The sequence below is a fragment of the Streptomyces roseus genome, assembly GCF_001044425.1.
Taxonomy (GTDB): Bacteria; Actinomycetota; Actinomycetes; order Streptomycetales; family Streptomycetaceae; genus Streptomyces; species Streptomyces roseus.
The window spans coordinates 64,663-85,360 of record NZ_LFML01000074.1 but is presented as its reverse complement, the minus strand read 5'-3'; the positions used below and the strand labels follow the sequence as shown (position 1 = coordinate 85,360).

At 71.5% G+C, this 20,698-nt stretch carries 20 protein-coding genes and 1 pseudogene; 19 read left to right on the top strand and 2 right to left on the bottom strand.

Features of this window, described 5'->3' with window-relative positions:
* Window positions 1-16 precede the first annotated feature (16 nt).
* A pseudogene (locus ACS04_RS35805) lies at window positions 17-593 on the bottom strand (P-loop NTPase family protein).
* A gap of 124 nt (window positions 594-717) precedes the next feature.
* Between ACS04_RS35805 and ACS04_RS19305 the strand changes: the two are divergent.
* Together ACS04_RS19305 and ACS04_RS19300 are read left to right on the top strand one after the other, a co-directional pair.
* Window positions 718-1,332 (top strand): vitamin K epoxide reductase family protein, encoded by a 615-nt coding sequence (locus ACS04_RS19305; RefSeq protein ID WP_048477889.1) that lies wholly within the window; start codon window positions 718-720, stop codon window positions 1,330-1,332.
* 41 nt (window positions 1,333-1,373) lie between these two features.
* Complete coding sequence (locus ACS04_RS19300; protein WP_048477888.1) at window positions 1,374-2,744, top strand: replication-associated recombination protein A; 1,371 nt, start codon at window positions 1,374-1,376, stop codon at window positions 2,742-2,744.
* 82 nt (window positions 2,745-2,826) lie between these two features.
* Here the strand turns inward: ACS04_RS19300 and ACS04_RS19295 are convergent, their stop codons facing one another.
* The gene (locus ACS04_RS19295; protein WP_048477887.1) at window positions 2,827-3,537 is read right to left on the bottom strand and encodes a DUF2470 domain-containing protein; all 711 of its coding nucleotides are present in this window, start codon (window positions 3,535-3,537) and stop codon (window positions 2,827-2,829) included.
* A gap of 235 nt (window positions 3,538-3,772) precedes the next feature.
* Here ACS04_RS19295 and rpsD point away from each other — a divergent pair, with 235 nt between their 5' ends.
* The 17 genes from rpsD to nusB all read left to right on the top strand — a co-directional run bounded on the left by rpsD (window position 3,773) and on the right by nusB (window position 20,654).
* Entirely contained in the window at window positions 3,773-4,384 is a 612-nt protein-coding gene (gene rpsD / locus ACS04_RS19290) for a 30S ribosomal protein S4 (protein ID WP_030026606.1), read from the top strand.
* A gap of 179 nt (window positions 4,385-4,563) precedes the next feature.
* A complete protein-coding gene (locus ACS04_RS19285) occupies window positions 4,564-4,995 on the top strand; it encodes a DUF948 domain-containing protein (protein ID WP_078864979.1) in 432 nt (143 codons plus the stop codon).
* Between the two features lie 8 nt (window positions 4,996-5,003).
* Window positions 5,004-5,345, top strand: coding sequence for a DUF6167 family protein (locus ACS04_RS19280; RefSeq protein ID WP_048477885.1), 342 nt, complete (start codon window positions 5,004-5,006; stop codon window positions 5,343-5,345).
* Window positions 5,345-8,014, top strand: a complete 2,670-nt coding sequence (alaS, locus tag ACS04_RS19275; protein WP_048477884.1) for an alanine--tRNA ligase — start codon at window positions 5,345-5,347, stop codon at window positions 8,012-8,014. Before ACS04_RS19280 ends, alaS begins: the two co-directional genes overlap by 1 nt.
* A 2-nt stretch (window positions 8,015-8,016) precedes the next feature.
* A complete protein-coding gene (ruvX, locus tag ACS04_RS19270) occupies window positions 8,017-8,487 on the top strand; it encodes a Holliday junction resolvase RuvX (protein WP_030157428.1) in 471 nt (156 codons plus the stop codon).
* Between the two features lie 230 nt (window positions 8,488-8,717).
* Window positions 8,718-10,361: an endolytic transglycosylase MltG gene (gene mltG, locus ACS04_RS19265; protein WP_342449487.1), complete on the top strand. Its 1,644-nt coding sequence runs from the start codon at window positions 8,718-8,720 to the stop codon at window positions 10,359-10,361.
* Window positions 10,358-11,179 (top strand): shikimate dehydrogenase, encoded by an 822-nt coding sequence (locus ACS04_RS19260; RefSeq protein WP_048477882.1) that lies wholly within the window; start codon window positions 10,358-10,360, stop codon window positions 11,177-11,179. The genes mltG and ACS04_RS19260 overlap by 4 nt, the downstream gene beginning before the upstream one ends.
* Window positions 11,180-11,407: 228 nt before the next feature.
* On the top strand, window positions 11,408-12,592 hold the full coding sequence (gene aroC / locus ACS04_RS19255) for a chorismate synthase (protein ID WP_048477881.1): 1,185 nt from the start codon (window positions 11,408-11,410) through the stop codon (window positions 12,590-12,592).
* A complete protein-coding gene (locus ACS04_RS19250) occupies window positions 12,589-13,107 on the top strand; it encodes a shikimate kinase (protein ID WP_048477880.1) in 519 nt (172 codons plus the stop codon). The genes aroC and ACS04_RS19250 overlap by 4 nt, the downstream gene beginning before the upstream one ends.
* Window positions 13,104-14,195: a 3-dehydroquinate synthase gene (gene aroB / locus ACS04_RS19245; RefSeq protein ID WP_048477879.1), complete on the top strand. Its 1,092-nt coding sequence runs from the start codon at window positions 13,104-13,106 to the stop codon at window positions 14,193-14,195. Before ACS04_RS19250 ends, aroB begins: the two co-directional genes overlap by 4 nt.
* Window positions 14,192-14,632 (top strand): type II 3-dehydroquinate dehydratase, encoded by a 441-nt coding sequence (gene aroQ, locus ACS04_RS19240; protein WP_048477878.1) that lies wholly within the window; start codon window positions 14,192-14,194, stop codon window positions 14,630-14,632. Before aroB ends, aroQ begins: the two co-directional genes overlap by 4 nt.
* 81 nt (window positions 14,633-14,713) lie before the next feature.
* Window positions 14,714-15,484, top strand: coding sequence for an AAA family ATPase (locus ACS04_RS19235; protein WP_048477877.1), 771 nt, complete (start codon window positions 14,714-14,716; stop codon window positions 15,482-15,484).
* Between the two features lie 100 nt (window positions 15,485-15,584).
* Window positions 15,585-15,941, top strand: a complete 357-nt coding sequence (locus tag ACS04_RS19230; RefSeq protein WP_048477876.1) for a VOC family protein — start codon at window positions 15,585-15,587, stop codon at window positions 15,939-15,941.
* 61 nt (window positions 15,942-16,002) lie between these two features.
* Entirely contained in the window at window positions 16,003-18,375 is a 2,373-nt protein-coding gene (locus ACS04_RS19225) for an ATP-binding cassette domain-containing protein (RefSeq protein WP_209441728.1), read from the top strand.
* Window positions 18,376-18,484: 109 nt separating this feature from the next.
* Window positions 18,485-19,594 carry an aminopeptidase P family protein gene (locus tag ACS04_RS19220; protein WP_048477875.1) on the top strand — a complete coding sequence of 370 codons (1,110 nt, stop codon included), beginning with the start codon at window positions 18,485-18,487 and terminating at the stop codon, window positions 19,592-19,594.
* A 59-nt stretch (window positions 19,595-19,653) separates the two neighbouring features.
* Window positions 19,654-20,220 (top strand): elongation factor P, encoded by a 567-nt coding sequence (efp, locus tag ACS04_RS19215; protein ID WP_048477874.1) that lies wholly within the window; start codon window positions 19,654-19,656, stop codon window positions 20,218-20,220.
* Window positions 20,221-20,222: 2 nt separating this feature from the next.
* Entirely contained in the window at window positions 20,223-20,654 is a 432-nt protein-coding gene (gene nusB / locus ACS04_RS19210; protein WP_048477873.1) for a transcription antitermination factor NusB, read from the top strand.
* Window positions 20,655-20,698: the final 44 nt, after the last annotated feature.

Below are 20,698 nucleotides of genomic sequence, written 5' to 3'. Positions count from 1 at the left end.
GCGGCCATGCGGTACGTCACGTCCCGGGCGCCGGGGGTACGAGCCGGACCGTGAGGCGCATGTACACGTCCTCCAGGGTGGGCCGGCCGATCTTCAGCCCCGGGATCTCGCCCTCGAACCGGGCCGCGAGCTCGGTGACCGTGAGGGTGGGGGTCTCGGCGACGAGGCTCTGCGGGGTGCCGTCGGAGCCGGTCCACTCGACGGTGGCGCCGGTGCCGAAGCGGGAGCGCAGCTCCGCCGGTTCGCCCTCGGCGACCACTCGGCCGCTCGCGATGACCGCCGGCCGGTCGGCTGCCCGAGAGGCCCTTCACCCGGTGGCCCCGCTTGTGCTCCAGGCCGACCGGGGCGGTGACCTCGGCCGGGTCGCGCGGGGCCGGGTAGTAGCGGGCGAAGTGCTCGACCGTCTCCCGTACCGTCAGTTCGGCCGGGGCCGAACTCGTCCTGGCAGACGATCCCGGCGCGCGAGCGCCAGGCCCGCCCGGCGGTGGCCGGGTCCGTACCCAGCACGCTGACCTCGCCGTGCCGGTCGTCAGATCGAGTCCGTCCACCGCGGTGACCCCGCCGTACTGCTTGCGAAGCCCCCGTACCGCCACCGCGTTACGCGAGCCACCGGTCCCCCCCGTGCATAGGTCCTTATGTCCATCGAACGGTCCACACACAGCCGCGTACGGCACAATGGCCGGTGCTTGTGGACCTTGCAGATGTGGAGCGGGCGGTATGACGACACGAGGTACGGACGCAGACACCGCCCCGCGGACGGTCGGTGCGAGCAGGGCCCTGGCCCTGCTGCTGGTGATCACCGGTGCCTTGGGACTGCTCGCCGCCTGGGTGATCACGATCGACAAGTTCAAGCTGCTGGAGGACCCGGACTTCACGCCGGGCTGCAGCCTGAACCCCATCGTCTCCTGCGGCAACATCATGAAGAGCGATCAGGCGTCCGCGTTCGGCTTCCCGAACCCGCTGCTGGGGCTCGTCGCCTACGGCATCGTCGTCTGCGTCGGCATGAGCGTGCTGGCGGGGGCCCGCTTCCGGCCCTGGTACTGGCTGACGCTCAACGCGGGCATGCTGTTCGGCGTCGGCTTCTGCACCTGGCTCATGTACCAGTCGCTGTACAACATCAACTCGCTCTGCCTGTGGTGCTGCCTGGCCTGGGTCGCCACGATCTTCATGTTCTGGTACGTCACCGCCTTCAACGTGCGCGAGGGCCTGCTTCCGGCCCCGGGCTGGCTGCGTGCCTTCCTCGACGAGTTCACCTGGGTGCTGCCGGTGCTGCACGTCGGGATCATCGGCATGCTGATCCTGACGCGCTGGTGGGACTTCTGGACCTCCTGAGCGCGCGGCCCGTTGTCGGCGGGCTCGCTTAGGCTTCCTGTGTGGAACCAGACCTGTTCACCGCCGCTGCCGAAGACCGCCGGGAGAAGGACCCGTCGAGCTCCCCGCTCGCCGTCCGGATGCGCCCGCGCACCCTGGACGAGGTCGTCGGCCAGCAGCACCTGCTGAAGCCCGGATCACCGCTGCGCCGGTTGGTCGGGGACGGGGCGGGCGGTCCGGCCGGAGCCTCCTCGGTGATCCTGTGGGGCCCGCCGGGCATCGGGAAGACCACCCTCGCGTACGTGGTGAGCCAGGCGACGCAGAAACGGTTCGTGGAGCTGTCGGCGATCACCGCGGGCGTGAAGGAGGTACGGGCCGTCATCGAGGGCGCCAAGCGGGCGGCCGGCGGGTACGGCAAGGACACGGTCCTCTTCCTCGACGAGATCCACCGCTTCAGCAAGGCCCAGCAGGACTCGCTGCTCCCGGCCGTGGAGAACCGGTGGGTGACGCTGATCGCCGCGACCACGGAGAACCCGTACTTCTCGATCATCTCCCCGCTGCTGTCGCGCTCCCTCCTGCTGACTCTGGAACCGCTGACGGACGAGGACCTCAGCGCGCTGATGCGGCGCGCGCTGACGGAGGAGCGCGGGCTGGGCGGGGCGGTCACCCTGCCGCAGGACGCCGAGGCGCACCTGCTGCGGATCGCGGGCGGCGACGCCCGGCGGGCGCTGACGGCGCTGGAGGCCGGCGCCGGGTCGGCGATCGCCAAGGGTGAGCCCGAGATCAGCCTCCGGACGGTGGAGGAGGCGGTCGACCGGGCCGCGGTCACGTACGACCGCGACGGCGACCAGCACTACGACGTGGCGAGCGCGCTGATCAAATCGATCCGCGGCTCGGACGTGGACGCGGCGCTCCACTACCTGGCACGGATGATCGAGGCGGGGGAGGACCCGCGGTTCATCGCCCGGCGCCTGATGATCTCGGCGAGCGAGGACATCGGACTGGCGGATCCCACGGCCCTGCCTCTCGCGGTGGCGGCGGCGCAGGCGGTCGCGATGATCGGCTTCCCTGAGGCGGCGCTGACCCTCTCGCACGCGACGATCGCCCTGGCCCTGGCCCCGAAGTCGAACACCGCGACGACCGCGATCGGCGCGGCCCTGGCGGACGTCAGGGCGGGCCTGGCCGGCCCGGTCCCCTCGCATCTGCGGGACGGCCACTACAAGGGCGCGGCCAAGCTGGGCCACGCGGTGGGGTACGTGTACCCGCACGACGTCCCGGGCGCGATCGCGGCCCAGCAGTACGCGCCCGACACGGTGCACGGGAAGCGGTACTACGAACCGACCCGGTACGGAGCCGAGGCGCGGTACGCGGACGTGGTGGAGAAGGTTCGCGAGCGGCTGCGGGGAGGCGGCTCCGGCCCGTCCGGAGGATGAGGCACGTCCGGCGGATGAGGCCCCGCGCGGGCCGGCCGCCCCGGGGCCGCCGCTGATCCGAAGGGCCCCGAAGGGCCCGGCCTCAGACGCCCGCCGCCGCGAACAGCGCGTGCATCGCCCGGCGCAGCTCGCAGACGTCGCGGACCGGAGCCGGGAAGTCGAAGCGGGCGTCGAAGGAGGAGTCCCCGTCCGTGAAGCGGACCCGCAGGCCCAGGCGGTCCAGGGCCAGCGGGACCGCGGTCGCGGCGGCGCTCTCCCGCGGGCCCAGCAGCGCGCACAGGTCCGCGACGCGGTCGCGGTGCGCGGCGGCCAGGTGCTGGAGGAGCTCCGTCTCGTGGTCCACCACCGGGTCCGGCTCCGCCGCGGCCAGCTCCTGGGGGTCCACGTGCTCGGCGCCCCACAGGTCGTCCACCGAGATCTCGCCGACCTCCAGGCGCAGCATCACGTGGGAGGGACGGCCGTGCAGCCCGAGCAGCTCGCCCACCGGCCGGCGCTCCGCCAGCAGCGCCGCGCAGGCCGCGCGGTCGTCCCCGCGCACCTGGGTCAGCCACCCGGCGAGCCATGCGCGGCCTCGGATACGATGGGGCACGGACACCGGCGCCACATCCGTGATCTCGATCACGGCCGTGAGGTCGTCGTCCTGGGCGTGAGCGGCCGCTCTGGCAGCCGCGGATTCCCCTGGCACCAGGAGAATCACGTCCCCGTCCGGGGTGACGGTCCGCGTGGCCGGCATCCCTGCCCCGAGCTCTGCCTGGTCAGGCGACCGCACCTGGTCGAAAGCACCCGGCAGCATGAGGGATACTGAGGCGTTGGACTCTACGAGGGTTCGTACGCGTTCGGCTCCGGTGAGCTGCCGAACGCCTTCCCTGGGACGCGGCTGACCTTGCTTATCGTCGGCGCAAGCGGATTCTGTTTCGTCTGAATCCGGACTGCGCTGCGCACTGGGCAGGGGGATCCCATGTGGTCGAGACATTACGTCCTCCTCGATAAGGTAAGCCTCACCTAACTTACATGGAGGTAGGTTCCCCGTGAACCAGAAGCGACCCAAGGTCAAGAAGTCGCGTGCCCTCGGCATTGCGCTGACCCCGAAGGCCGTCAAGTACTTCGAGGCCCGCCCCTACCCGCCGGGCGAGCACGGCCGTGGCCGCAAGCAGAACTCGGACTACAAGGTCCGTCTGCTCGAGAAGCAGCGTCTGCGCGCTCAGTACGACATCTCTGAGCGTCAGATGGCCCGCGCGTACGACCGCGCCAAGAAGGCCGAAGGCAAGACGGGCGAGGCGCTGGTCGTCGAGCTCGAGCGTCGCCTCGACGCCCTGGTCCTGCGTTCGGGCATCGCCCGCACGATCTACCAGGCCCGCCAGATGGTCGTTCACGGCCACATCGAGGTCAACGGTGCCAAGGTCGACAAGCCGTCGTTCCGTGTCCGCCCGGACGACGTCATCACCGTGCGCGAGCGCAGCCGCGAGAAGGTTCCGTTCCAGGTTGCCCGTGAGGGTGGCTACGCAGGCGAGGGCGAGACCCCGCGCTACCTGCAGGTCAACCTGAAGGCCCTGGCCTTCCGCCTGGACCGCGACCCGAACCGCAAGGAAATCCCGGTCATCTGCGACGAGCAGCTCGTCGTCGAGTACTACGCCCGCTGATCCAGCGGCCGTAGCCTCACAGGCTGGTCAGCCCGCCGGTTCCCCCTGGGGGAGCCGGCGGGCTTCCTGTTTCCCCCGGACCCGGAATTCCGGTACGGCGCCGGATCTCCGGCGCGATAGGGTCGGAGGAAGACCTGTCCGGTGATCAACGCGCAGAGACCTGCAGAGAGCGGTGCAACGTGTCCGGTGGAGAGGTGGCCGGGATCCTCGTGGCCGTCTTCTGGGCCATCCTGGTCTCCTTCCTCGCCGTGGTGCTGGTGAGGCTGGCCCAGGTGCTCAAGGCGACCACCAAGCTGGTGGCGGACGTGACCGAGCAGGCCGTCCCGCTGCTGGCGGAAGCCTCCACCACCGTCCGCTCCGCGCGCACCCAGCTCGACCGGGTCGACGCCATCGCCAGCGACGTCCAGGAAGTCACCTCGAACGCCTCCGCGCTGTCCTCCACCGTGGCCTCCACCTTCGGCGGGCCGCTGGTCAAGGTCGCGGCCTTCGGGTACGGCGTCCGCAAGGCACTGGGCAAATCCACGGAAGCCGCGCCGCAGAAGACGTCCCGACGTACTGTGATCGTTGGCCGTACGGTGCCGGCGGCCCGGCGCCGGAAGCAGAAGGGCTGAAACCTCCGATGTTCCGCCGAGCCTTCTGGTTCACCGCCGGCGCAGCCGCCGGCGTGTGGGCCACCACCAAGGTCAACCGCCAGCTCAAGAAGCTGACACCGGAGAGCCTCGCCGCCCAGGCCGCCGACAAGGCCGTGGAGGCGGGCCACCGCCTCAAGGACTTCGCCCTCGACGTCAAGGCGGGAATGTCCCAGCGCGAGGACGAGCTGAACGATGCACTGGGGCTCCACCAGGACCCCGACCGGCCCGACAACGTCACCGCCCTCCCCGGGCCGCGGCGGCTGCGGGCCATCCAGCACGACAAGACCACCCCCCTGAACGTCACGTACAACCGGAATGAGGACCACTGATGGAGTCGGCTGAAATCCGCCGCCGCTGGCTGAGCTTCTTCGAGGAGCGCGGTCACGCCGTTGTCCCTTCGGCGTCGCTCATCGCGGACGACCCGACTCTGCTGCTGGTCAACGCGGGCATGGTCCCGTTCAAGCCGTACTTCCTCGGCGAGACCAAGCCGCCGGCCCCCCGGGCCACCAGCGTGCAGAAGTGCGTCCGTACGCCGGACATCGAAGAGGTCGGCAAGACCACCCGCCACGGCACGTTCTTCCAGATGTGCGGCAACTTCTCCTTCGGCGACTACTTCAAGGAAGGCGCCATCAAGTACGCCTGGGAGCTGCTCACCAGCTCCGTGGCGGACGGCGGCTACGGCCTGGAGCCGGAGAAGCTCTGGATCACCGTCTACCTCGACGACGACGAGGCCGAGACGATCTGGCGCGACGTGATCGGCGTGCCCGCCGAGCGCATCCAGCGCCTGGGCAAGAAGGACAACTTCTGGTCCATGGGCGTTCCCGGCCCCTGCGGCCCGTGCTCGGAGATCAACTACGACCGCGGCCCCGAGTTCGGCGTCGAGGGCGGCCCGGCCGTCAACGACGAGCGCTACGTGGAGATCTGGAACCTGGTCTTCATGCAGTACGAGCGCGGCGCCGGCGACGGGAAGGAAGACTTCCCGATCCTCGGCGACCTGCCGTCGAAGAACATCGACACCGGGCTCGGCCTCGAACGCCTCGCGATGATCCTGCAGGGCGTGCAGAACATGTACGAGACCGACACCCTGCGCGTGGTCATGGACAAGGCCACCGAGCTGACGGGCGTGCAGTACGGCGCCGCCCACGGCACCGACGTCTCGATGCGCGTCGTCGCCGACCACATGCGCACCTCCGTCATGCTCATCGGCGACGGCGTGACCCCGGGCAACGAGGGCCGCGGCTACGTGCTGCGCCGCATCATGCGCCGCGCCATCCGCAACATGCGCCTCATGGGCGCCACCGGCCCGGTCGTGCAGGACCTCGTCGACGTCGTGATCGACACGATGGGGCAGCAGTACCCGGAGCTGGTCACCGATCGCAAGCGCATCGAGACCGTCGCGCTCGCCGAGGAGGCCCGCTTCCTCAAGACCCTGAACGCCGGCTCCAACGTCCTCGACTCCGCCGTGACCGAGACCAAGGCCGCCGGCGGCACGGTGCTCGCCGGCGACAAGGCGTTCCTGCTCCACGACACCTGGGGCTTCCCGATCGACCTCACCCTGGAGATCGCCGCCGAACAGGGCCTCTCCGTGGACGAGCCCGGCTTCCGCCGCCTGATGCAGGAGCAGCGGGACAAGGCCAAGGCCGACGCCAAGGCCAAGAAGACCGGCCACGCCGACGTCGCCTCGTACCGAGAGATCGCCGACAGCGCCGGCGCCACCGAGTTCACCGGCTACGCCACCAACCAGGGCGAGTCCACCATCGTCGGCCTGCTGGTCAACGGCGTCTCCGCGCCGGCCGCCTCCGAGGGCGACGACGTCGAGGTCGTCCTCGACCGCACGCCCTTCTACGCCGAGGGCGGCGGCCAGCTCGCCGACCAGGGCCGGATCAAGCTCGACTCGGGCGCCGTCATCGTCGTGCGCGACGTGCAGCAGCCCGTCCCGGGCGTCTCCGTCCACAAGGGCTCCGTCCAGGTCGGCGAGGTGACGGTGGGCGCCTCCGCGTACGCCGCCATCGACGTGGGCCGCCGCCGGGCCATCGCCCGCGCCCACTCGGCCACGCACCTGACCCACCAGGCGCTGCGCGACGCCCTCGGCCCGACGGCCGCCCAGGCCGGGTCCGAGAACAGCCCCGGCCGCTTCCGCTTCGACTTCGGCTCGCCGAACGCCGTCCCCGGCACCGTCCTGACCGACGTCGAGCAGAAGATCAACGACGTGCTCTCGCGCGAGCTCGACGTCACCGCCGAGATCATGAGCATCGACGAGGCGAAGAAGCAGGGCGCCATCGCCGAGTTCGGCGAGAAGTACGGCGAGCGCGTGCGCGTCGTGACCATCGGCGACTTCTCCAAGGAGCTGTGCGGCGGTACGCACGTCGGCAACACCGCCCAGCTGGGACTGGTCAAGCTGCTCGGCGAGTCCTCCATCGGTTCCGGCGTGCGCCGCGTCGAGGCCCTCGTCGGCGTGGACGCGTACAACTTCCTCGCCAAGGAGCACACGGTCGTCGCCCAGCTCCAGGAGCTGGTCAAGGGCCGTCCGGAGGAGCTGCCGGAGAAGATCGCCTCCATGCTCGGCAAGCTGAAGGACGCCGAGAAGGAGATCGAGAAGTTCCGCGCGGAGAAGGTCCTCCAGGCCGCCGCCGGTCTCGCCGAGAACGCCCAGGACATCCGCGGCGTGGCCCTCGTCGTCGGCACCGTCCCGGACGGCACCGGCGCCGACGACCTGCGCAAGCTGGTCCTGGACGTCCGCGGCCGCATCCCGGGCGACCGCCCGGCCGTCGTGGCCCTGTTCACCACGGCGAACGACCGCCCGCTGACCGTCATCGCCACCAACGAGGCCGCCCGCGAGCGCGGTCTCAAGGCCGGTGACCTGGTCCGTACCGCCGCCAAGACCCTCGGTGGCGGCGGTGGCGGCAAGCCGGACGTGGCCCAGGGCGGTGGCCAGAACCCGGCCGCCGTCCCGGACGCCATCGCCGCGGTCGAGCGCCTCGTCGCCGAGACGGCCTGACCATGACGCTGCGCCGTGGCCGCCGTCTCGCCATCGACGTCGGGGACGCCCGGATCGGGGTCGCCTCGTGCGACCCCGACGGGGTCCTCGCCACACCGGTGGAAACCGTTCCGGGCCGGGACATCCCCTTCGCCCACCGGCGGCTGCGGCAGCTCGTCGAGGAGTACGAACCCCTCGAGGTCGTGGTCGGCCTCCCCCGCTCGCTCAGCGGGCGGGAGGGGCCGGCTGCGGCCAAGGTGCGGGCTTTCGCCATGGAACTCGCCAAGGGCATCAAGCCGGTGACGGTCCGTCTGGTGGACGAGCGGATGACCACGGTCACCGCCGCCCAGGGTCTTCGGGCCTCGGGAAGGAACGCCAAGAAAGGGCGTTCGGTGATCGACCAGGCGGCCGCGGTGGTGATCCTTCAGAACGCTCTTGAGACCGAACGGGTATCAGGTAATCCGCCCGGTGAGTGCGTCGAAGTGGTTGTCTGATCGCGATACGGTAACGTTCCGCGCGATGCGGCGGCATTCGAACAAGTCGTCGCCCACCACTTCAGAGGCGGAACCGGGTGCCGCGGCGGACAGGGCCGTTGCCTCCGTCTCGCGGCTCTAGGGGACCGATGACTGAGTATGGCCGGGGCCGTGGCCCCGAACCGTGGCACCCGGAGGACCCCTTGTACGGGGACCAGGGGTGGACCGGGCATGAGGCCCAGCAGGCTCAGATGCCCTACGCCGGTGGCCCCCAGCAGCAGTACCCGCAGGAGCCGCAGTACCCGCAGGACGGCCAGTACCCGCAGCACCCGCCGCAGTACCAGGACCCGCAGTACCAGCAGGATCCCCAGTACCAGCAGCAGTACGCGCAGCAGGGCCAGTACCCGGGCCAGCAGCAGGGCTATGCCCCGCAGCAGCCCCACCAGGCCCAGCAGCAGCTCTACCAGCAGCAGCCGCAGCAGGCGTACGACGGCCAGGGCTGGGACACCGGCCAGACGCAGGCGCAGGCCCCGGCCCAGTACGCGGCCGTCCCGCAGGCCGACCCGTACCTCGGCGCGGACCCGTACGCCCAGCAGCCCGTCGGCGGCTACCCCGGCGAGGCCCCCGACCTCTACGGCACGCCCGAGGCCTACCCGCCGCCGCAGCCCCCGGGCCGGCGCCACCTGGTCACGGAGCCCGAGCCCGAGCCGGAGCTCTCCGACGAGGAGGCAGCGGCCCCGCCGGCCGAGGAGGGCGACTCCGAGACCCCGGGCGGCGGCGGACGCCGCGGCCGCTCCAAGGACAAGAAGCCGGGGGGCCGCAACGGCGCCGCCTGCCTGATCGCCGCCGTCGTGATCATCGGCGTGCTCGGCGGTGGCGGCTACTACGGCCTGGACTACATCAAGTCCAAGTTCAGCACCGGCGAGGACTACGCCGGCGAGGGCGAGGGCTCCGTCACCATCGACATCCCCAAGGGCACCGGCATGGGGGAGATGGGCCGCATCCTGAAGGCGCACGGCGTCGTCAAGAGCGCCGACGCCTTCGTCGCCGCCGCCAAGGCCAACCCCAAGGGCGGGGCCATCCAGGCCGGCTCCTACACGATGAAGCAGCACATGTCGGGCAAGGCGGCCGTCGACCTCATGGTGGGCGGGGCCGGCGTCAACGCGCTGGACGTGATCCCCGGCTGGAAGACCAGCCAGGTCTACAAGGCCATCGACGAGCGCCTCAAGCTCAAGGAGGGCACGACCAAGGACGTCGCCACGAAGGAGGCGAAGAACCTCGGTCTGCCCGACTGGGCCGCCAACAAGGACCTCAAGGACCCGCTGGAGGGCTTCCTCTACCCGGCCCGCTACGACCTCAGCAAGGACGCGACCCCCCAGTCGATGCTCAAGCAGATGGTGGCCAAGTCCAACGAGGCCTACGCGAGCGCGGACGTCAAGGGCCAGGCCTCCAAGCTGGGCCTGTCCAGCCCGCTCCAGCTCATCACCGTCGCGAGCCTCGTCCAGGCCGAGGGCAAGTACCAGCACGACTTCGACAAGATCTCCCGGGTCGTCTACAACCGGCTCAAGCCCGGCAACACGGAGACCTACGGTCTGCTCGACTTCGACTCCACGGTCAACTACATGCGGGGCCAGAGCACCCTGGACGTCGGTTCCGTCAACGACCTCCGCAAGCTCGACGACCCGTACAACACGTACAAGATCAAGGGCCTGCCGCCCGGACCGATCGGCAGCCCGGGCCCCGACGCGCTCAAGTCGGCGATCAACCCGGCCACCGGTCCCTGGTACTACTTCGTGTCGGTGAACGAGAACGAGACGCTCTTCGCCGTGACGAACGAGGAGCACAACCGCAACCGCCAGAAGTACGAAGAGGAGAGGAAGAAGGAAGGGCAGTGATACGCGCAGCCGTGCTCGGTTCACCGATCGAGCACTCCCTTTCACCGGTGCTCCACCGCGCCGCCTACCAGGAGCTCGGCCTCGACGACTGGTCGTACGACCGCTTCGAGATGGACGAGGACGCGCTCCCGCGGTTCATCGCCGGCCTCGGCCCCGAGTGGGCCGGGCTGTCGCTGACGATGCCGCTCAAGCGCGCGGTCATCCCGCTGCTCGACGGCATCAGCGACACCGCCGCCGCCGTCGAGGCGGTCAACACCGTCGTCCTGACCGGGGACGGCCGGCGCCTCGGCGACAACACCGACATCCCCGGCATCGTCTCCGCGCTCCACGAGCGCGGAGTCGACGCGGTGGAACGCGCCACCATCCTCGGCGCCGGAGCCACCGCCTCCTCGGCCCTGGCCGCCCTCGCCCGGGTCTGCTCGGGCGAGGTGACGGTGTACGTGCGCTCCAAGGCCCGCGCCGACGAGATGCAGGAGTGGGGCGAGCGCCTCGACGTGGCCGTCCGTACGGCCGACTGGACGGACGCCGCCGAGGGGCTGGACGCGCCGCTGGTCATCGCGACCACCCCGGCGCGCGCCACGGACTGGCTGGCCGAGCGGGTGCCGGCCGCCGCGGGGACCCTCTTCGACGTGCTCTACGACCCGTGGCCGACCGCGCTCGCGGCGGCCTGGTCGGAGCGGGGCGGCCGGCTCCTCGGCGGCCTGGACCTCCTCGTCCACCAGGCGGTGCTCCAGGTCGAGCAGATGACCGGCCGCCACACCGCGCCGCTGGCCGCCATGCGGGCCGCGGGAGAGGCCGCGCTGCGCGCCCGCCACTGATCCGGCGCCCCGGCGGGACCCTCCGCCACCGCACCTGATGCACTGCGCGGGCCGATCTTGCCCGCCTACATGCCCACTCGCCAGGGTGAGCCCGGGTGCACCGCCGTCCGCCAGCTGGACCGGAGGGCGGCGCACCGGCCCGGACGTGGGAGGATCGGGTGTGGCGGGTCCGGGCCGAGCACCCGGCCGCGCCGCCGCAGTACCCAGGCGCGAGCATGAGGAGCATCGTTGAGCAGGTTGCGTTGGCTGACCGCAGGAGAGTCGCACGGACCGGCACTGGTCGCGACGCTGGAGGGCCTTCCCGCCGGCGTTCCGGTCACCACCGAGCTGGTGGCCGACCACCTGGCCCGGCGCCGGCTCGGCTATGGCCGCGGTGCCCGGATGAAGTTCGAGCAGGACGAGGTCACCTTCCTCGGCGGCGTGCGCCACGGCCTGTCCCAGGGCTCCCCGATCGCCGTCATGATCGGCAACACGGAGTGGCCGAAGTGGGAGACCGTCATGTCGGCCGACCCGGTCGACCCGTCGCTGCTCAAGGACACCGGCCGCAACGCGCCGCTGACCCGTCCGCGCCCGGGCCACGCCGACCTCGCGGGCATGCAGAAGTACGGCTTCGACGAGGCCCGGCCTATCCTGGAGCGCGCCAGCGCCCGTGAGACCGCCGCCCGCGTCGCCCTCGGCGCCGTCGCCCGCTCCTTCATCAAGGAGGTCGCGGGCATCGAGATCGTCTCGCACGTGGTGGAGCTGGCCTCGGCCAAGGCCCCCTACGGCGTGTACCCGACCCCCGCCGACGTCGAGAAGCTGGACGCCGACCCGGTGCGCTGCCTCGACGCGGACGCCTCGAAGGCGATGGTCGCGGAGATCGACCAGGCCCACAAGGACGGCGACACCCTCGGCGGGGTCGTCGAGGTCCTCGCGTACGGGGTCCCGGTCGGCCTCGGCTCGCACGTGCACTGGGACCGTCGCCTGGACGCGCGCCTCGCGGCCGCGCTGATGGGCATCCAGGCGATCAAGGGCGTCGAGGTCGGCGACGGCTTCGACCTGGCCCGCGTCCCCGGCTCCCGGGCGCACGACGAGATCGTCGCCACCCCCGAGGGCATCAAGCGCACCTCCGGCCGCTCCGGCGGCACCGAGGGCGGTCTGACCACCGGTGAGCTGCTGCGGGTACGGGCGGCCATGAAGCCCATCGCGACGGTCCCGAAGGCGCTCGCCACGATCGACGTGGCCACCGGCGAGGCCGCGGCCGCCCACCACCAGCGCTCCGACGTCTGCGCCGTCCCCGCGGCGGGCATCGTCGCCGAGGCCATGGTCGCCCTCGTCCTCGCGGACGCCGTCGTGGAGAAGTTCGGCGGGGACTCGGTCCCCGAGACCCGGCGCAACGTGCGGTCCTACCTCGACAACCTGCAGATCCGGTGACGGGCGGACCACTGGTCGTCCTCGTCGGGCCCATGGGGTCCGGCAAGTCCACGGTGGGGGCGCTGCTCGCCGAGCGGCTCGGCGTCCCCTACCGGGACACCGACGCCGACATCGTCGCGGCCCAAGGACGTGAGATCTCGGACCTCTTCGTCGACGAGGGCGAGCCGTACTTCCGCGAGCTGGAGCGGCAGGCGGTCGCCGCCGCCGTCGCCGAGCACACCGGAGTCCTCGCCCTCGGCGGCGGCGCCGTCCTCGACGAGGGCACCCGCTCCCTGCTGGCCGGCCTGCCCGTCGCCTATCTGTCGATGGACGTCGAGGAAGCCGTCCGGCGCGTCGGGCTGGGCGCCGCGCGCCCGCTGCTCGCCGTCAACCCGCGCCGCCAGTGGCGCGAGCTGATGGAGGCCCGCCGCCCCCTGTACACCGAAGTCGCGCGCGTCGTGGTGGCCACCGACGACCGCACCCCCGAAGAGGTCGCCCAGGCGGTCCTCGACGCTCTGGAGTTGAAGGACGTATGACAGACCAGGTGACGCGCATCCAGGTCGGCGGCGGAGCCGGACACGACGCGTACGAGGTACTGGTGGGCCGGCAGCTGCTCGGCGAGCTGGGCGGCCTGATCGGCACCCGGGCCCAGCGGGTCGCCGTGATCCACCCCGAGGCGCTGGCCTCGACCGGTGAGGCGCTGCGCGACGACCTGGCCGAGCAGGGCTACGAGGCGGTCGCCATCCAGGTGCCGAACGCCGAGGAGGCCAAGACCATCGAGGTCGCGGCGTACTGCTGGAAGGCGCTCGGCCAGTCCGGGTTCACCCGCACCGACGTGATCGTCGGCGTCGGCGGCGGTGCCACCACCGACCTCGCGGGCTTCGTCGCGGCCTCCTGGCTGCGCGGGGTGCGCTGGATCGCCGTACCGACCACCATCCTGGCGATGGTGGACGCCGCCGTCGGCGGCAAGACCGGCATCAACACCGCCGAGGGCAAGAACCTCGTCGGCGCCTTCCACCCGCCGGCCGGCGTGCTGTGCGACCTGGCGGCGCTGGACTCGCTGCCGGTCAACGACTACGTCAGCGGCCTCGCCGAGGTCATCAAGGCCGGGTTCATCTCCGACCCGGTGATCCTCGACCTGATCGAGGCGGACCCGGCGGCGGCCCGCACCCCCGCGGGCCCGCACACCGCGGAGCTCATCGTCCGCTCGATCCAGGTCAAGGCCGACGTGGTCTCCAGCGACCTGAAGGAATCGGGCCTGCGGGAGATCCTCAACTACGGGCACACGCTCGCGCACGCCATCGAGAAGAACGAGCGCTACAAGTGGCGCCACGGCGCGGCCGTCTCGGTCGGCATGGTCTTCGCGGCCGAGCTCGGCCGGCTCGCCGGGCGGCTCGACGACGCGACGGCCGACCGGCACCGGGAGATCCTGGCCGCGGTCGGGCTGCCGCTCACCTACCGCGGCGACCAGTGGCCCAAGCTGCTCCAGACCATGCAGGTCGACAAGAAGTCCCGCGGCAACCTGCTGCGCTTCATCGTGCTCGACGGCCTGGCCAAGCCCACGGTCCTGGAGGGCCCCGACCCGGCGCACCTGATCGCGGCGTACGGCGAGGTGTCCGCGTGAACCGCAAGGTGCTGGTCCTGAACGGGCCGAACCTGGGCCGGCTCGGGTCGCGCGAACCCGACGTGTACGGGGCCACCTCGTACGCCGGGCTCGTCGAGAGCTGCCGTTCGCTGGGCGAGGAGCTCGGCTTCGACGTCGAGGTCCGCGAGACCAACGACGAGGGCGCGATCGTGCGCTGGCTGCACGAGGCGGCGGACGGCAGGATCCCGGTCGTGATCAACCCGGGTGCCTTCACGCACTACTCGTACGCCATGCGGGACGCGGCGGCGCAGCGCACCGCGCCGCTGATCGAGGTGCACATCTCGAACCCGTACGCGCGCGAGGAGTTCCGGCACACTTCGGTCATCGCCTCGGTGGCGACCGGGACGGTGGCGGGCTTCGGCATCGGCTCGTACCGGCTGGCGCTGCGCGCTCTGGCGGACGAAGTCGCACTCTGACGGTGCTGGTGGGCGGCTTCCGCCCCGCGGTCATATAACGTTCTCGCATCAGTCGGGTGGAACGAGACGGAGTGGCAGCGGATGCAGCAAGGAGTGGGGGGCGGCGCGGGCTGGGGGCAGCCGGGTCACCATGCGGCCGTGCCGCCGCAGCCGCCGATACCCCCTGCACAGGGATGGCCGGTGCCGGCGCCGCAGGCCGCGCCGGCCCACTCGCACGCGGCCGTGCACGCGCCGCCGCCCCCGATCCCCGAGGCCACGGGGCACATCCCGCTCCCGCCCGCGGTGAGCGGGACGGGCGGGGCGACGCTGGCCGTGCTGCTGATCGGCCCGGCGGGCGCCGGCAAGACCACCGTGGCCCGGCACTGGGCGAGCACCCGCCCCGTGCCCACCGCGCACGTGAGCCTGGACGACGTCCGGGAGTGGGTGTGCTCGGGCTTCGCGGACCCGCAGGCGGGCTGGAACGACCACTCCGAGGCCCAGTACCGGCTGGCCCGGCGCACCTGCGGCTTCGCCGCCCGAAACTTCCTGGCCAACGGGATCTCCTGCATCCTCGACGACGCCGTCTTCCCCGACCGGCCGGTGGTGGGCCTCGGCGGCTGGAAGCGGCACGTGGGCCCCGCCCTGCTGCCCGTCGTCCTCCTGCCCGGGCTGGAGATCGTCCTGGAGCGCAACGCCGCCCGCTCGGGCAACCGGCGCCTGTCCGACGAGGAAGTCGCCCGCATCCACGGGCGCATGGCGGGCTGGTACGGCTCGGGCCTGCCGATCATCGACAACTCGGACCTGGACGTGGAAGCCACCTCCCGGGCCCTGGACGAGGCCCTGGCCAGGACCCTCGGCACGCCCGCCCCCTAGGCGGCGTCCGCTCCCCAAGCGGTCAGGATCGGAGAAGCGCGGGGCCGCAGCCCGCGGCTAGCGTGAACTCCACGCCGACCCCACCGCACCAGGAGTGATCATGAGCACCTCTCCTACCCAGGGAATCCGGACCGTCCTGCACCCCGTCTCCGACCTGGCCGCCGCCAAGGACGTGTACACCGCGCTGCTCGGCGCCGCGCCGACGACCGACGAGCCGTACTACGTCGGATACGAGGCCGGCGGCCAGCAGATCGGGCTCGTGCCCGGCGGCGCCGAGCAGGGCATGACCGGGCCGGTGGCCCACTGGCACGTGGCGGACATCGAGGCGAAGCTCGCCGAGGTGACCGCCGCCGGGGCCACGCTCAAGGCCCCCGTGCGCGACGTCGGCGGCGGCCGCCTCGTGGCCACCTTCACCGACCCCGACGGCAATGTCCTCGGGCTGATCCAGGACTGCTGAGCGCGCCGCGCACAGCTGCTTGAATCGAGCCAGGCCGCCCGACCGACCCACGGAGACACCCATGAGCATGGACAGGCCCGCGCCTCACGATGCCGACAGCCACGACCTGATCCGCGTGCACGGTGCGCGGGTGAACAACCTCAAGGACGTCAGCATCGAGATCCCCAAGCGGCGCCTGACGGTGTTCACCGGTGTCTCCGGCTCGGGCAAGAGCTCGCTGGTGTTCGACACGATCGCCGCCGAGTCGCAGCGGCTGATCAACGAGACGTACAGCGCCTTCGTCCAGGGCTTCATGCCGACGCTGGGCCGCCCCGAGGTCGACGTGCTCGACGGCCTGACCACCGCGATCACCGTCGACCAGCAGCGGATGGGCGGCGATCCGCGATCCACGGTGGGCACCGCCACCGACGTCAACGCCATGCTGCGGATCCTCTTCAGCCGGCTCGGAACGCCGCACATCGGCTCGGCCAAGGCCTTCTCCTTCAACGTCGCCTCGATCAGCGGAGCCGGCGCCGTCACGGTCCGGCGCGGCGGCCAGGAGGTCAAGGAGAAGCGCAGCTTCAGCATCACCGGCGGCATGTGCCCGCGCTGCGAGGGCCGCGGGGCGGTCACCGATATCGACCTCACGCAGCTCTACGACGACTCCAAGTCGCTGAACGAGGGCGCGTTCACCATCCCCGGGTACACCGGCGGCGGCTGGAACTCGCGCCTCTACATCGAGTCCGGCTTCTTCGACCCGGACAAGCCGATCGCCCGGTACACGAAGAAGGAGCTGCAGGACCTCCTGCACCGCGAGCCGACCCGCATGAAGATCGCGGGCATCAACATGACGTACGAGGGTCTGATCCCGCGCGTCCAGAAGTCGATGCTGTCCAAGGACACCGAGTCCATGCAGCCCCACATCCGGGCCTTCGTGGAACGTGCCGTCACCTTCACCACCTGCCCCGACTGCGCGGGCACCCGCCTGAACGAGGGGGCGCGCTCCTCGAAGATCAAGCGGAAGAACATCGCCGACCTGTGCGCGATGGAGATCCGCGACCTGGCCGAATGGGTCCGCACACTCGACGAGCCCTCGGTGGCGCCGCTGCTCGCGACGCTCCTGGGGACGCTCGACTCGTTCGTGGAGATCGGCCTCGGCTACCTCTCGCTCGACCGCGCGTCGGGCACGCTGTCGGGCGGCGAGGCGCAGCGCGTCAAGATGATCCGCCACCTCGGCTCCTCGCTCACCGACGTCACGTACGTCTTCGACGAGCCCACCACCGGCCTGCACCCGCACGACATCCAGCGGATGAACAACCTGCTCCTGCGGCTGCGGGACAAGGGCAACACGGTGCTCGTCGTGGAGCACAAGCCGGAGACGATCGCGATCGCCGACCACGTCGTCGACCTCGGTCCGGGCGCCGGTTCGGGCGGCGGCACCGTCTGCTTCGAGGGCACCGTCGAGGGGCTGCGCACGGCCGGCACGATCACCGGCCGGCACTTCGACGACCGGGCCTCGGTCAAGGAGAGCGTGCGCAAGCCCACCGGCACGCTGGAGATCCGCGGGGCCAAGACCCACAACCTGCGCGACGTGGACGTGGACATCCCGCTCGGGGTGCTCACGGTCGTCACCGGAGTCGCGGGCTCCGGCAAGAGCTCCCTCGTGCACGGCTCCATCCCCGCGAGCGAGGGCGTGGTCTTCGTCGACCAGGGCGCCATCAAGGGCTCGCGGCGCAGCAACCCGGCGACCTACACCGGGCTGCTCGACCCGATCCGCAAGGCGTTCGCCAAGGCCAACGACGTGAAGCCGGCCCTGTTCAGCGCCAACTCCGAGGGCGCCTGCCCGACCTGCAACGGCGCCGGGGTCGTCTACACCGACCTGGCGATGATGGCCGGGGTCGCCACCACCTGCGAGGAGTGCGAGGGCCGGCGCTTCGACTCCTCGGTCCTCGACTACCACTTCGGCGGCAAGGACATCAGCGAGGTCCTCGCGATGCCGGTGACCGAGGCCGAGGCGTTCTTCGGGGCGGGGGAGGGGCACCTGCCGGCCGCGCACCGCATCCTCGCGCGCCTCGCCGACGTGGGCCTCGGCTACCTCACCATCGGCCAGCCGCTCACGACCCTCTCCGGCGGCGAGCGCCAGCGGCTCAAGCTGGCGACGCACATGGCCGGGAAGGGCGGGGTGTACGTGCTCGACGAGCCGACGGCCGGGCTGCACCTCGCCGACGTCGAGCACCTGCTCGGCCTGCTGGACCGGCTCGTCGACTCCGGGAAGTCCGTGATCGTCGTCGAGCACCACCAGGCCGTCATGGCGCACGCCGACTGGATCGTCGACCTCGGGCCCGGCGCGGGCCACGACGGCGGCCGGATCGTCTTCGAGGGCACCCCCGCCGAGCTCGTCGCCGGGCGCGCCACCCTCACCGGCGAGCACCTCGCGGCGTACGTGGGCGGCTGACGGGCGCGGGGCCGGGCGCCGGGCCGGGCCCGGGGCCCGGCGGCGGACCGGGCCCCGTACGGGTGTGCTCATCAGGCCGGATGCGCGGGGCGCTCGTACGCTCGAAGACATGTCAGACGTGTACGCGACCCGCCGGGGCCTGCTTCGCGACCGCTGTGCCGCCGCGGGGAACACCGCCGCACTGATCACGCGTCCGGCGAACGTCCGCTACCTCGCCGGGGCGTCCCCGCCGTCCGCCGTCCTGCTGGTCGGGCCGGACGGCGAGGACGTGCTGTTCACCGTCGGACCGCCCACCGGCGAGGCCGACGAGGGGCGCCTCGACGAGGGGCTGCGGGTCTCGGTACTCGCCGGCCCGGGCAGCGACGCCGCCGTCGCGGCCGGGGACATGGCCGGCTCGCTGCGGGCCGAATCGCTGGCCGTGGAGGAGCACCACCTCACCGTCGCCCGCCACCGCGCCCTGCGCTCCGTCGCCCCGGGGCTGCGTCTCGTGGACCTGGGCGCCGCCGTGGAACAGCAGCGCCTCGTCAAGGACGAGGAGGAGATCGCCTGCCTGCGGATCGCCGCCGAGATCGCCGACCAGGCCCTCGGCGAGCTGCTGGAATCGATCCTGGTCGGCCGCACCGAGCGCCACCTCGCCCTGGAACTGGAGCGCCGCCTCGTCGACCACGGCGCCGACGGGCCGGCCTTCCCGACCTGCGTGGGCACCGGGCCGAACTCGGGCCTCTCCCGGCACCGCCCCTCCGACCGCCGGGTCGAGGAGGGGGACTTCCTCTCCGTCTGCCTCGGCGCCAACTACCGCGGCTACCGCTGTGAGATCGGCCGGACCTTCGTGATCGGCACCAGTCCGGCGGACTGGCAGATCGAGCTCTACGATCTCGTTTTCGCGGCCCAGCGGGCGGGCCGGGAGGCGCTCCTGCCGGGCGCCGCCTACCGCGAGGTCGACCACGCGGCGCGGTCCGTGCTGGACTCCGGGGGGCACGGTGAGGCCGTCGCCGCGTCGACCGGACACGGTGTCGGCCTCGAAATCGACGAGGACCCGCAGCTTGCACCTACGGCCATGGGTAAACTGGACGCTTGCGTGCCGGTCACCGTCGAACCGGGGGTTCACCTCCCGGGCCGTGGAGGTGTCCGGATCGATGACACGCTCGTCGTACGCCCCGAGGCGGACGGCGGTCCCGAGCTACTCACCATTACGACCAAGGAGCTGCTCGCGCTCTAGTCCGCCGTGGCGGACTGTGCGCGCACCCGTGGTCTTCCAGTGCAGGAGATTCCGCAACCGTGGCTTCCACGAACGACCTCAAGAACGGCATGGTGCTCAAGCTCGACGGTGGCCAGCTCTGGTCCGTCGTCGAGTTCCAGCACGTCAAGCCCGGCAAGGGCCCGGCCTTCGTGCGCACCAAGCTCAAGCACGTGCTCTCCGGCAAGGTCGTCGACAAGACGTTCAACGCCGGCACGAAGGTCGAGACGGCCACCATCGACCGCCGCGACATGCAGTTCTCGTACATGGACGGCGAGTACTTCGTCTTCATGGACATGCAGACCTACGACCAGCTGATGGTCGACAAGAAGGCCGTCGGCGACGCCGCCAACTTCCTCATCGAGGGCTTCACCGCCTCGGTCGCCCAGCACGAGGGCGAGGTGCTCTACGTCGAGCTCCCGGCCGCCGTCGAGCTGGTCATCGAGCACACCGACCCGGGCGTCCAGGGCGACCGCTCCACCGGCGGCACCAAGCCCGCGCGCCTGGAGACGGGCCACGAGATCCAGGTCCCGCTCTTCGTGACCACGGGCGAGAAGATCAAGGTCGACACCCGCACCAGCGACTACCTCGGCCGGGTGAACAGCTAACCGTGGCTGCCCGCAGCAACGCGCGCAAGCGCGCCTTCCAGATCCTGTTCGAGGCCGACCAGCGCGGGGTACCCGTGCGCGAGGTCCTCGCGGACTGGATCCGCCACGCGCGGTCGGACGACCGGCAGCCGCCCGTCAGCGCCTTCACGATGGATCTCGTCGAGGGGTACGCCGACAAGGTGAACCGCATCGACGACCTGATCGTCACGTACGCCGTGGACTGGGAGCTCGACCGCATGCCGGTCGTGGACCGCAACATCCTGCGGCTCGGTGCCTACGAGCTGATCTGGGTGGACGACACCCCGGACGCCGTGGCCATCGACGAGGCCGTCCAGCTGGCCAAGGAGTTCTCGACGGACGATTCACCCTCGTTCGTGAACGGGCTGCTGGCCCGCTTCAAGGACCTGAAGCCGAGCCTGCGCCGGGGCGAGTAGCCCCGCCGCTCGGCGAGTACGCGGGGCCCGCAGCGCACGCGCGC

What these genes read in the sequence shown, in the direction of transcription:
- ACS04_RS19305 (WP_048477889.1), top strand. Translation starts at nt 718, where the DNA reads ATGACGACACGAGGTACGGACGCAGACACCGCCCCGCGGACGGTCGGT.
- ACS04_RS19295 (WP_048477887.1), bottom strand. Translation starts at nt 3,537, where the DNA reads ATGCTGCCGGGTGCTTTCGACCAGGTGCGGTCGCCTGACCAGGCAGAG.
- ACS04_RS19280 (WP_048477885.1), top strand. Translation starts at nt 5,004, where the DNA reads ATGTTCCGCCGAGCCTTCTGGTTCACCGCCGGCGCAGCCGCCGGCGTG.
- alaS (WP_048477884.1), top strand. Translation starts at nt 5,345, where the DNA reads ATGGAGTCGGCTGAAATCCGCCGCCGCTGGCTGAGCTTCTTCGAGGAG.
- ruvX (WP_030157428.1), top strand. Translation starts at nt 8,017, where the DNA reads ATGACGCTGCGCCGTGGCCGCCGTCTCGCCATCGACGTCGGGGACGCC.
- mltG (WP_342449487.1), top strand. Translation starts at nt 8,718, where the DNA reads ATGCCCTACGCCGGTGGCCCCCAGCAGCAGTACCCGCAGGAGCCGCAG.
- aroB (WP_048477879.1), top strand. Translation starts at nt 13,104, where the DNA reads ATGACAGACCAGGTGACGCGCATCCAGGTCGGCGGCGGAGCCGGACAC.
- ACS04_RS19235 (WP_048477877.1), top strand. Translation starts at nt 14,714, where the DNA reads ATGCAGCAAGGAGTGGGGGGCGGCGCGGGCTGGGGGCAGCCGGGTCAC.
- ACS04_RS19230 (WP_048477876.1), top strand. Translation starts at nt 15,585, where the DNA reads ATGAGCACCTCTCCTACCCAGGGAATCCGGACCGTCCTGCACCCCGTC.
- ACS04_RS19225 (WP_209441728.1), top strand. Translation starts at nt 16,003, where the DNA reads ATGAGCATGGACAGGCCCGCGCCTCACGATGCCGACAGCCACGACCTG.
- ACS04_RS19220 (WP_048477875.1), top strand. Translation starts at nt 18,485, where the DNA reads ATGTCAGACGTGTACGCGACCCGCCGGGGCCTGCTTCGCGACCGCTGT.